Raw genomic sequence first — 10,799 nt, 5'->3', positions numbered from 1 at the left:
TAAGCAATTGAAGAACAGCCCGATGGTGTAGCGGCGGCGGACGGCATCGACGCGCAGCCTCGAATCAATCTAACCTCGCGGAAATTAAGCACAATTCGGCACCGGCTGGATCAGCCGCCGAGTATCGGATAATTCTCGATCTGATGATTTGTCGTTTTTTTGGTAATCCTCGCGCGCTCGCATCCACGTCTTTTTCGCTGCTGACGCTGATACTCGCCGTCGTGATGCTGTGCGCATCAGCGCAAGCGCAACCGGTCGATTCGGCGAATGGTGCGACCGCGTCGGTGAAAACGATCATCGACCAGACCACTGTAGTCTTCAAAGACCGAGACATCTCGCAGACCGATCGCGAGCAAAAGCTGCGCGCGATTGCGGAAAGCCATTTCGATTTCGCCGAGATGGCGCGCTCGGCAATCGGCTATCACTGGCGCAATTTTACGCCGGACCAGAAGGCCGAGTTCGTGCCGCTCTTCACCAAGTTTATCGAGGACATCTACCTCTCGCGGATCGAAAAGTACTCGGTCGAAAAGATCGATCAGACAATCAAGTCAGCCTCGATTCAATTCACCAACGAGCGGGCCGACGGCTCCGACTACGCCGAGGTATTCAGCACGGTGGCGCTGCAGGATCGCAAGGATCCCTTGCAGGTGAACTACCTGATGCGGCGCGACGGAAACCAGTGGAAGATTTACGACCTGACGATCCAGGCGATCAGCGTAATCGCGAATTATCGCAACCAGTTCAATCGAGTGCTGAATAGCGGCGGCTACGACAAGCTGATCAGCATCATGCGGCAGAAGGCGCAGGCGCTCGGAGATTCGCTGGCCAAATAGGTCGAGCGTGGGTGCAGCATGATTCTTAAGGTCGCGCGGCTGGGCTATCCGTCGATCAGGATGATCGCGGCGCCGGTGGCGATCGATCAGATCAAGACGCACGACTTTCAGAAATTGATCGACGACATGGTCGAAACGATGCATGAATACAGCGGCGTCGGACTGGCCGCCCCGCAGGTGCATCTGTCGATTCAGCTAGCGGTGCTCGAGGTCGAGAATCATCCGCGCTATCCCGAGATGCCGTCGGTGCCGCTGACGGTGCTGATCAATCCGGTGGTGACGATTCTCGATTCCACGCCGGTGGATGAATTCGAAGGATGCCTCAGTATCCCGGATCTGCGCGGGCGCGTGCCGCGCTTCAAGCAATTGCGCGTGACGGCGCTGGGCCGCAATGGGGAGCCGCTGGATTTCGTCGTATCAGATTTTCATGCGCGGGTGATTCAGCACGAGACAGATCATCTGAAGGGCGAGGTGTACCTGGATCGGATGCTCGATCTGCGGTCGCTGGGCTTTCTGCCGGAGTGGCAGCGGTTCATCCTGCCGTCGCGGCCGCCGGAATGAGCCGCGGTTCGCCGGATATTCGCGGTCGACGGTCTTGCCCTTGCGCAATCATAAACTGAATTGACTTCACCCGCTCGGCGTTCCTAGAATGCGCGTGGGTCGCACTTCGAGCGAGCTGAATCAATCAAGACAGACCCGTTTGTTGCTGAGCCTCGCGACCGGGCTGGTGTGCGAGATTAGCGGAGCGCGCGGCGGGCTAAAGCAGGCTTCATGATAGAGGTCCAGGACCTTACCAAATATTTCGGCGCCACACTTGCGGTAAACCACGTATCGTTCCGGGTCGAGAAAGGCGAGATCATCGGATTGCTCGGGCCAAATGGTTCCGGCAAGACGACGATCATGCGGATTCTGACCGGCTTTTTTCCGCCCACTTCGGGGCGCGCACTGATCGGCGGACTTGACGTGGCGGAGCATTCGCTGGAGACGCGCCGACGCGTTGGATACTTGCCGGAAAACATGGTGCTGTATCCGGACCTGACCGTCACCGCGCTATTGGAGTTCGGTGCGCGCGTGCGGGAACTCGACGCGAAGACCACCCGCGACCGAATCGAATTTTCGCTCGAGACGTGCGGGCTCAAGGAAGTTCGCCGCAAGCTTATCGGCAAGCTCTCGAAGGGATATCGGCAGCGCGTCGGAATCGCGCAGGCAATTCTGAGCGATCCCGAAGTGCTGATTCTCGACGAGCCGACCGTCGGCCTCGATCCGCGGCAAGTTGTCGAAATCCGCGAGCTGATTCTCTCTCTGGCAGGGCGATCGACGGTGCTGCTCTCGACGCATATCCTGCCGGAAATAAATATGACCTGCCGGCGCGTCCTGATCATCGATCGCGGTATTATTGTCGCGCAGGACACCCCGGAACAACTGACTGCGAAGATGCAAGGCACCGATCAGACGCTGATCACCGTCGGCGGGCCGGCGCCGATGGTGCGCGAGGCGCTAAGCGCGGTGAACTATGTCGAGCGGTTGCAGGATCGTCCGGTGGACGGCGGGGCGCCGGGCGTCTGCAGTTTCATCGCGCTATCGAGCGGACACGGCGAGGAGGTTCGCTCGGCGCTGGCGGCGTGCGTAGTCCAGCATGGATGGAACCTGCTCGAGGTCAAGCCGGTCGCGATGAGCCTTGAAGATTTGTTCATGCGGCTCGTCACTAAGGAAGAGCGCGTTTGATCGCGGCGGCATCCACGCGCGGAGGACTGAGGTAATCGATGGCTAACGGTGCGGCGACACTCGAAGCGGCGCATGCCGCGACCGATTCGCGTCGCGCGGCGATTCGCGCGGCGGGTACGGGCTTTTCGCTAGTCCGGATGTTCGCGGTGATGCGCAAGGAATTGCGCTCCTATTTCGCCTTTCCGCTGGTGTACGTTTTGTCGGGCATCTTCCTGGTGCTGGCCGGCTACTATGCCTACACCGACCTGGTTTACTTCGTGACGATCGCATTCGCGCGCGACATCATGCAGAACTACTGGCAGTTGCTGTTCGCGGATATCCGGCTCTGCCTGCTGCTGACCTTGCCGTTCATCACGATGCGTTTATTTGCGGAGGAACGTAAATTAGGCACGGTCGAATTGCTCTACACCTATCCGCTGCGCGACGGCGAAGTGCTGGGCGGCAAGTTCCTCGCGTCGGTCGCGATCTTCTTCATGATGCTCGCGCTGACAGTGCTCTACCCGGTCTTCCTTTATAGCATCCATCGGTTCCCGCTGTTCCCGCTGTTCGCCGGATATCTCGGGTTGTTTTTGCTCGGATGCGCGTTTATCGCGTGCGGTCTCTTCATCTCGTCACTGTGCGAGAGCCAGGTGATGGCGGGCGTCGGGACGATCACGATGCTGCTGTTTTTCTGGATCATCAACTGGAACGAGGCGGTGTTTCAGAACTCGTGGATGAGCGTGATGCGCGCGTTCTCGCTGTTCGATCAATTCGGCGGATTCGCCAAGGGCGTGATCGATCTGGATCACGTGACGTACTTCGTTTTCTTCATCGTGTTCTTCCTGTTCCTGACGCTGCGCTCGATGGAGGCACGCAAGTGGACCGGCCGGCGCTAGAAAAATCATCCGGGTCGGGACGCGGCGCGCTCTGGACCAACTACCTGGTCCTGCTGTACACGGTGGCGGCGTTCGGCGCGATGCTGGGAATCGCCAACGCAATCATCGGTCACTACAACGTCCGGTGGGACCTCACGCCGACCAAGCGATTCTCGCTCTCGGAGTTCGATAAACGCGTGCTCGGCGGCTTGACGCACAACGTCAAAGTGATGGCGTTCGTGCGCACCGAAGATGCGGCCTACCTCGAGCTTGCCGATTTGCTGTTCCAGGCCGCCGCGTTCACGCCGCGCCTGACGTACCAGGTGATCGACGTCAACAAGGCGCCCGGCATGGCGCGCGAATATGGGGTGACCAGTTACGGCGAAGTGGTGGTGGAATCGCAGGGACGGCGCCGCGATTTCGACAATGCGCGCTCCGAGCTGCTGATTCCGGCGGTGCTGCAAATTTCGCAGGAGGCCAACAAGCACATCTATTTCACGATCGGCCACGGCGAACGCGACATGTTCGATACCGATCGCGCCAACGGCTACTCGGTGTGGCGCGGCCTGCTCGAACAGAACAATTATCAGATCGACAACGTATCGCTGTTCGCGAGCGGCGTGCCCGACGATGCGAAGGTGGTCGTCTCGCTGGGGCCGCGCAAGGATTTCCTGCCCGAGGAACTCGCGGCGCTGGTGAAATATCTCGATCATGGCGGACATTACGTCGCGATGATCGATCCGTTCGGGTCGCCGTCACTGGTCGAATTCTTGAAGCAGTATCATCTCGATTTCATTCCGCAGGTGCTGGTCGATCCCGCTTACCGTTTGACCGCGGGGGAGATTCTGACGACGCAGATTCCGCTGCGCGCCGAGGACAATGCGATCAGCCGCGGTATCACGGCGCCGACAGTATTTTCGCTGGCGCGCGGCGTGATGATCACGGCGCCGGTCGGTGCGTCGGCGCCCGACAATCTGACCCTCGAGCAGGAGAGCAAGTTCTTGCAGTCGTCGCACGAAAGCTGGGCGTCGGGCGATCCGAAGGCGCTGACAACCGGTATCACCGAGTTTCAGGCGGGCCGCGACGTGAAGGGCCCGATTCCGGTGGGCTCCGAAGTTGACTATGCGCCAGCCGCGAACCCGCATATCCCGCTGATCTCGATGACGCGGATCATCGGACTCGGCAGTTCGGCGTTTGCGTCGAATCAATTCGTCGAGATGCTCGGCAACAAGGAATTGTCGGTGAGCCTGATCAACGAAATGGCTGGCGATGAGATGCTGATTTCGAGCCGCGAGCGTCTGAACAAAACCGAGACCGCAGCCTTCTATATCAGCGATCAGCAGGCGCGGCGGCTCCTGATGCTCGGCACCGTGATGCTGCCCGGAATCCTGTTCCTGATCGCCACCTCGGTGTTCGTGCGCAGGAGGTTCTTCGCTTGAGAACACGGCCTGCAATTTTCTACACGATGGTCTTTTTCATCCTGCTGCCGATTTACTATTGGTCAATACCCAAGATTGAACCCGGCGGCGCGCTACAACAAAAGGAAGAGAGCCTGTTAAAAATTGAGAACGGCATCGAAGCGATCGCGATCACGCGGCCCAACGAGTCGCTGCGGTTTCAGAAGGGACCGGACGGCAAGCTCTACCAACTCGTCGCGCCACAGGGAAAGTTCATCCCGCAGGATTTGATGGCGGCGCTGGTGCAGTTGCTGGTGAGCGCCAAGTCGGTCGAAGTCGTCTCGGAGGATTCAAAAGATCTCGCGCAATTCGGCCTCGATCATCCGCGCAGCGAGATCACGATCGAGGCGAAGGACAGGGCGCAGCCGATCAAGCTCGCCTTCGGCAACGAAAATCCCACTCACACCGCCGTCTATGCGCAGGTGCTCGGCGTGCCCAAAGTTTTCCTGCTCGGGCGCAACCTCGACTATTACCAGGGCCTGATGTTTCAGTGGATCGAGGGCAAGCAGGGCAAGAACGCGTGAAACGACAAAACGATCGTCGATGTGAATCTGACTGAAGGCGAGCTTTCGCGAGCCAGCACCGCAGGTGCTCCCGCGCCGGAGCGGAGCGGAGGCAAGGGTAATCCTCGGAGTTTAGCTCCGCACGATTCCCTTGTCGTCGAGCATTCGCTCGAGCGCGCGCAGAAAATGCTCATAGTATTCGCCGTGATCGGAAGTGCCGTCGCGCTCGTGCACTCGGTCGGACGCGGCGACCTCGGCGATCAAGCGCTCGCGGAATTCATCCCAGCTAAAAACGCCGGCCTCCGAAAGCTTAAGCGCGATCGCAAACGCCCGCGCCTCCCACGGCGCGCTGAAGACGTGCTCGGGATCGAGCCGCGCGGCCTGCACGATCTGATCGAGCGCCGCGGCGACGCTCACTTGCCCGCCCGCTTAGACTTGTCGCCGCGCCGCGATGGCGCCGCGACATTGGTCACGCCGACCATCGAATCGCGCGTGACGATCTCGGCGAGTTCGTCGGCGGTCATCTTCTCGGTGCCGGCCGGACGTTGCGGAATCACCAGGTAGCGAATCTCCGCGCTCGAATCCCAGACCCGAATCTCGACGTCGCTCGGCAACTCGGTGCCGAAATCCTTCAGCACTCCGCGCGGATCGCTCACCGCGCGCGACCGATACGCGAAACTCTTGTACCAGACCGGCGGCAATCCGAGCACCGGCCACGGATAGCACGAGCACAGCGTGCATACGACGAGGTTGTGGACGCGATCGGTGTTCTCGATCGCGACCAGATGGCCGCCTTCGGGGCCCGCGTAGCCGAGTTCCGCGACCGCCGCGGTCGCATCGTCGAGCAGTCGTTTTCGATACGCAGGATCGGTCCACGCTTTCGCGACGACGCGCGCGCCGTTGCGCGGCCCGACCTTGGTTTCGTAGGTGTCAACGACCGCGTCGATCGCGGCGGGATCGAGCAGTCCTTTTTCGGCGAGCAGAGTCTCGAGCGCCTTGACGCGCGCGACCGGTCCGCTTTCGCTGGTGTCGTGATGATTTTCGCTCATTTGCTTTTCCTGCCAATGCGCGCGATCTTCGTCGGCGATTTTGTTTTTTGCTTCGGCGAATTGGTGCGATCGGCTTCGAGATAATCTTCCCAGAGATCGATATTGAGACGGCCGCGCTCGGCCGATTTGCCCCATAGCTCGCGCGCGTCGAAGCTGACGGAGTAGCAATGCTGCGGCCTGGTTCCGGCGTGATGCGCATTGGTGTCGGGAAAAACAAACACGCCCCAATCGCGCACGATAACGCCGCGCTTGCCGCGCACATAGCGCGGCAGCCGCGTATGTCCCGACGGATTCAGGTTGCGCGCGCGGACCGAATCGCCCTTGACGAATCGCGCGCGCGGCGATTTTGCCCTCGCACGATCCTTCGACGGAGCTGGCGGATTCGTTTTTACTGCACGCGCGAGCGATTCAGTATCGACGCCGGGCGATTGCTTGGCGATCAACTCCTCGCGCGTGACCACGCCGCGCTCGACCATCAGCGTCTCGAGCGCCCCGAGCCATCGCTCGTAATAACTCGACGCGAGGTAGCGCGCCGGCGGGATACGCTCGATCGCATGGCGGAACTCATCGATGTTGAACCCGGCGAAACCGAACGAGTGGTTCATGATCGCAAAGACGCGCCGCTCCCAGTCGGCATGAAAGACCGGCTCGTTCTGCTCCGGCAGCACGGGTCCGAACCCGTCCATCCCGCCCATGTCGTGCACGCCGTTCATCGGACTCGGATTATCGTGGACTTCGGTTGGTCGGGGCAAGCGTACCAAGCATCGTTGCGATCCCATAGCGTCGGAGCGTTTGCATGCGCGAGACGAGTAGTCTCGCCGTCGCGGTATCGACATTACTTTGTCCTTGATGCGCTCAGTGCCGCACTGCTACCGTTGGCCTCACGCCCGTGACAACCAATCGAAAAAAATACTGGCCGTTGGATTTGAAGGCATTCGCGATTTTCGCGATCGCGTGGTCGTTATTCCTTTTGACGGTCGCGCTCTTCGTTGATGGCGATTTCATGCTGGCCGACCCGCTGCACGCGATCGTGCGCGCGACTTTTTTCAACTTCGAGAACGAGCGGATCGTGCTGCTGCTCGAGGCCGGGATCTTCTGGGTGATTGGCGCCGGTATCCTGGCCGAACAGGCGTGGAGCGTGGTGTTCGCGCTGATTTACATGGCTCAGATCGTCGCCGGCCATCTCGCTTTCGCGATCACTTACTTGCCAGTGCGCTTTGAATTGTCACACGTGCGCGAGGTCGCGACCCAGGGCCCCGTGCTGGTCTTGATCACGCTCTATCTGTGGATTCGCGCAAGCGATTTGATTTTCGAGGCGCCGGCCACCCCCGCTCGCGAACGCGATGCGTTGGGAGCGAAGGATCGCGTCGCCGCCCACGCGAACCATCGCACTAACGAGTTAGGCGCTATCGCAGGCAGCCAGAAATAGTAGAGGAAGAACAATCTCCGAAACCTCCACGGTTTCACGCTTCCCGTCGCGACGCGAAAGCCGACTTCGGGCCGCAGGGCCGAATCGCAATAAAAGAGGATGCGCGCTCCGCGCTGCTAGTAGAACGGCGAATCGAGTCTTTATACCTCGCCCGTTATTTTACGGGAGAGGAGGCCCGCCGCCTCTGCGGCGGGTAGGTGAGGGTTCCGGATCGCCCGCCGACGCTCACGCCAATCAATCCTTAGTTCCTTGACTCCTTCATCCTGAATCTAGACTGGTCCGTTACGCTCTCAGTCGGATCAAACGAATCGATTGAATCATTTGAGGGAAAGAATTTGATGGTGGCGACGGTAGGAGTCGGACGATCTCGACTCTACGAAACCACTAAACAATTAGGTTTTTCAATGCGCAGGGTACGCCGAAAACGGTCAATAAACGGCCGAAATGTACAAAATCAACACAGTGGATTTTTGAGGCGAACGGATTCTAGTGAAACCCTACAATTTGGTGAAGTCCAAGTACTTCTTAAATTTTTCTCCGACGACATTAAACTGATCTCTTACCCATTGCATTACCTCGCGCCTCTCTTGCACGAGTTTGAGCCGGTCACTCCCGAGCACACCATTCAAAGCATCTCGCATTTCAGAATTCACCGTTTCTAACGTCTGCGCATGATCGGAAATCTGCTTAATGTATTCTACTATCTCGTTCCCAAAGAGGAACTTAGACTCGACTGTCCGCCCGTTGAACGTAGCGATGTCAATAAGCTCAACCGTTCCCTTTGGATACATAATTTTGAGCAGGGTTAGAATTTCTTCGAAGACGCGATATCTCTTATCGAATAGATCAAATTTCAGTTTCTCCGCGCTCGTCTTCGATTGTTGGCGGGCAATGTTGACCGCGACGACCGCAATTACCAGCGTTAGCGCTCCCTGCAAATACCAAAACAGTACCGGCACCCATGACCACGACCACCCATCCAGGAATCCACACATCAAAAGTCCATATTCGCAACCGCCGAGTCTAAATCAATCCCTGAATTTGGCATTTCTGTTACCTCTCTAAGCGTCCCCTTTTTCACCGTCTAAAGTCTTACGTTTGCGCTGGCCCGTGCTTCGCTCCGTACTTTGAAAAGTCCAAAGAAGAGCAAGACGATAATCCCGACGTTTAGCAGCATATGTATCGCGAGACCTTTTTCATCCGCGACGGAAACACTTGATGCTGTAAGTGAGAACACATGATTTGCGAGGCCAATCACATTGTACAGGCTGGCGGTGATGATAGCCGGGAAAGTGGGACGGAACGCAACCCAAAGGATCAGGGTTATCTGAATAACAACATCTAGTATTTGCCCGTACGGATAAGACTCATATCCTCCCGCGGGAATGTTAGCAGGTGATCCGAAACCCCCAAAAAGGAAAAAGAGTGCGACTAGAAGCCAGCTCAGTTGGCCTCCTTGTAAGGCAAGGGCAGGGGCGAGAGGCAAATGGCGGGGCTTTAAGAAACGCACAGCCAGAATTCCCGACAGAATCGAACCGAACATCGGCCATAGAAATGTCCATCCGAAAATACGGCCAAGAACGTAGGCACCAATCATGCCCGGCCATCCGGCTATGCGCGTCAGAAAGGACTTCTCTTTCTTTTCTGCAGCTTCGGGAATTTCCACGCTTACCCCCGTTGACCGATTCTGAGTCCTACACCTATCTACGAGGAACAATTAGTTGTGGTGTAGGTGCTACGTTCTCAATGCCGTGCTGGCTCAGGATTCTGTCACAAAGATCAAGATTCATCTGTTCACCGTACGCAAAGTAAAAAAGAAACTCGTCGGCCGCCTCGCTCTCTCGGCTGCGACCTGAAAGCCACTCCAAGTCGGCGTCCTCGACCGCCGCAAAACTGAAAGCCATTCTTGCTCCCTTATTGACCCACCACGGGAACGGAACCTGACTACTCTTAAATTCTTTGAACTTCGCCTTTTCCAACAGCTCAAAATTGGTCATGGAACCCTACCTCCCTCTCCCGCTTGGACGGCGCATACTTCGCCGCCGCCCCTTTTGACACGTATGTCGTAATTTGTAGACCCGCCCGCAAGCCATACACCGCTTCCCTTGATTTCTCATCATCCTGACCTCGCCGTCGCACAACGGTTTTCAATGCGCGATTCCGTCCGGACCCGTCCAAGCAAGTATCTTTGGCATCCCCTTACTCTTCCACGAGCCCTCTAGCGGTTCTGGGAACAATCGAACCGCCGCCAGCCTGCCTTCATCGGTGATAAATAATTTGTACCGATGATGTCCGTTTGCCGATTCCAGCACAACTTCGCCGTAAGTGAATTTGTTTTCCATCTAACTCTCTCCCGTTATTCCACTGTCCGCATATCCGAGCGGTGTTCGAAGATCCGAAGTGTCTCAAGCAGAGCGTCACAGGTATCCGACCGCCGCGTAACTCCAGGCGGGTAGTAAAATACAAACTCGCCCGGTGGCACTTTCTCCTTGAGCGTTTTGGTTAACCATTTGGCGGTGGCGTCCTCGACCGCGTCAAATCTGAAACACATCCTGATTTTCCAATTCATCCACCAGACGAATGGCGGCTGAAATTTCAACTCTCGAAAACCAGCCCTCCTTATTGTTTCGAAATTGTCCATCTTCCTGGACCTCCACTTATCCCCAACCCGAACTTGCTGTCTCGGAGGGGTGTGTTATCTTGGCAATATAACGAAGTTATATACCCGAATCAACGCCCCTCGAACAACAAGTTGTCAGCCTCGAGTTGGCGAGGAAATTAAAAGAACTGGGCGTGAAGCGGGAGATTGTTGGTGGCGACGGTAGGAGTCGAACCTACGACACTGCGGATATGAGCCGCATGCTCTAACCAACTGAGCTACGTCGCCACCGGGAATCGTCAAATGTAGCGTGCGCGATTGCGCCGCGAAAGAGCGCGCTCGATGCCGAA

15 protein-coding genes and 1 tRNA gene are annotated in these 10,799 nt (G+C 57.7%); 7 read left to right on the top strand and 9 right to left on the bottom strand.

The annotated features are described in order from the left end of the window. The first annotated feature begins 143 nt into the window (after positions 1-143). From Q7S58_RS12880 to Q7S58_RS12855, 6 genes are all read left to right on the top strand, one after another. Positions 144-833, top strand: coding sequence for a phospholipid-binding protein MlaC (locus Q7S58_RS12880; RefSeq protein ID WP_304826081.1), 690 nt, complete (start codon positions 144-146; stop codon positions 831-833). Between the two features lie 18 nt (positions 834-851). Beyond that, positions 852-1,394, top strand: a complete 543-nt coding sequence (gene def / locus Q7S58_RS12875) for a peptide deformylase (RefSeq protein WP_304826078.1) — start codon at positions 852-854, stop codon at positions 1,392-1,394. A 210-nt stretch (positions 1,395-1,604) separates the two neighbouring features. After that, positions 1,605-2,558 carry an ABC transporter ATP-binding protein gene (locus Q7S58_RS12870; RefSeq protein ID WP_304826075.1) on the top strand — a complete coding sequence of 318 codons (954 nt, stop codon included), beginning with the start codon at positions 1,605-1,607 and terminating at the stop codon, positions 2,556-2,558. A gap of 38 nt (positions 2,559-2,596) precedes the next feature. Next, positions 2,597-3,433 (top strand): ABC transporter permease, encoded by an 837-nt coding sequence (locus tag Q7S58_RS12865; protein ID WP_304826072.1) that lies wholly within the window; start codon positions 2,597-2,599, stop codon positions 3,431-3,433. Then, positions 3,415-4,851 carry a Gldg family protein gene (locus tag Q7S58_RS12860; protein WP_304826069.1) on the top strand — a complete coding sequence of 479 codons (1,437 nt, stop codon included), beginning with the start codon at positions 3,415-3,417 and terminating at the stop codon, positions 4,849-4,851. Before Q7S58_RS12865 ends, Q7S58_RS12860 begins: the two co-directional genes overlap by 19 nt. Then, positions 4,848-5,393: a DUF4340 domain-containing protein gene (locus tag Q7S58_RS12855; protein ID WP_304826066.1), complete on the top strand. Its 546-nt coding sequence runs from the start codon at positions 4,848-4,850 to the stop codon at positions 5,391-5,393. The genes Q7S58_RS12860 and Q7S58_RS12855 overlap by 4 nt, the downstream gene beginning before the upstream one ends. 111 nt (positions 5,394-5,504) lie before the next feature. Here Q7S58_RS12855 and Q7S58_RS12850 read toward each other — a convergent pair whose 3' ends face one another. From Q7S58_RS12850 to nthB, 3 genes are read right to left on the bottom strand one after another with little or no spacing between them, the layout of a single operon-like run. Continuing rightward, on the bottom strand, positions 5,505-5,789 hold the full coding sequence (locus Q7S58_RS12850) for a nitrile hydratase accessory protein (protein ID WP_304826063.1): 285 nt from the start codon (positions 5,787-5,789) through the stop codon (positions 5,505-5,507). After that, on the bottom strand, positions 5,786-6,421 hold the full coding sequence (gene nthA, locus Q7S58_RS12845; protein WP_304826060.1) for a nitrile hydratase subunit alpha: 636 nt from the start codon (positions 6,419-6,421) through the stop codon (positions 5,786-5,788). Before nthA ends, Q7S58_RS12850 begins: the two co-directional genes overlap by 4 nt. Further along, the gene (nthB, locus tag Q7S58_RS12840; RefSeq protein WP_304826057.1) at positions 6,418-7,134 is read right to left on the bottom strand and encodes a nitrile hydratase subunit beta; all 717 of its coding nucleotides are present in this window, start codon (positions 7,132-7,134) and stop codon (positions 6,418-6,420) included. The genes nthA and nthB overlap by 4 nt, the downstream gene beginning before the upstream one ends. Before the next feature lie 206 nt (positions 7,135-7,340). Between nthB and Q7S58_RS12835 the strand changes: the two genes are divergently transcribed. Continuing rightward, positions 7,341-7,850: a hypothetical protein gene (locus Q7S58_RS12835; RefSeq protein WP_304826054.1), complete on the top strand. Its 510-nt coding sequence runs from the start codon at positions 7,341-7,343 to the stop codon at positions 7,848-7,850. Positions 7,851-8,347: 497 nt separating this feature from the next. Here Q7S58_RS12835 and Q7S58_RS12830 read toward each other — a convergent pair whose 3' ends face one another. The 6 genes from Q7S58_RS12830 to Q7S58_RS12805 form a co-directional block, all read right to left on the bottom strand. Next, positions 8,348-8,809, bottom strand: coding sequence for a hypothetical protein (locus Q7S58_RS12830; protein WP_304826051.1), 462 nt, complete (start codon positions 8,807-8,809; stop codon positions 8,348-8,350). A 125-nt stretch (positions 8,810-8,934) separates the two neighbouring features. After that, positions 8,935-9,516, bottom strand: a complete 582-nt coding sequence (locus Q7S58_RS12825) for a hypothetical protein (RefSeq protein ID WP_304826048.1) — start codon at positions 9,514-9,516, stop codon at positions 8,935-8,937. Positions 9,517-9,550: 34 nt separating this feature from the next. Further along, positions 9,551-9,847 carry a hypothetical protein gene (locus Q7S58_RS12820; protein ID WP_304826045.1) on the bottom strand — a complete coding sequence of 99 codons (297 nt, stop codon included), beginning with the start codon at positions 9,845-9,847 and terminating at the stop codon, positions 9,551-9,553. A 150-nt stretch (positions 9,848-9,997) separates the two neighbouring features. Continuing rightward, complete coding sequence (locus Q7S58_RS12815) at positions 9,998-10,192, bottom strand: hypothetical protein (protein WP_304826042.1); 195 nt, start codon at positions 10,190-10,192, stop codon at positions 9,998-10,000. A 14-nt stretch (positions 10,193-10,206) separates the two neighbouring features. Continuing rightward, positions 10,207-10,491 carry a hypothetical protein gene (locus Q7S58_RS12810; RefSeq protein ID WP_304826039.1) on the bottom strand — a complete coding sequence of 95 codons (285 nt, stop codon included), beginning with the start codon at positions 10,489-10,491 and terminating at the stop codon, positions 10,207-10,209. A 169-nt stretch (positions 10,492-10,660) separates the two neighbouring features. Continuing rightward, positions 10,661-10,737, bottom strand: a tRNA-Met gene (locus Q7S58_RS12805). Between the last annotated feature and the right edge of the window lie 62 nt (positions 10,738-10,799).

The organism is Candidatus Binatus sp., from assembly GCF_030646925.1.
Lineage (GTDB): Bacteria > Desulfobacterota > Binatia > Binatales > Binataceae > Binatus.
Note: the sequence above shows the minus strand (reverse complement) of the source record. Positions and strands in the feature narration are given on the sequence as shown.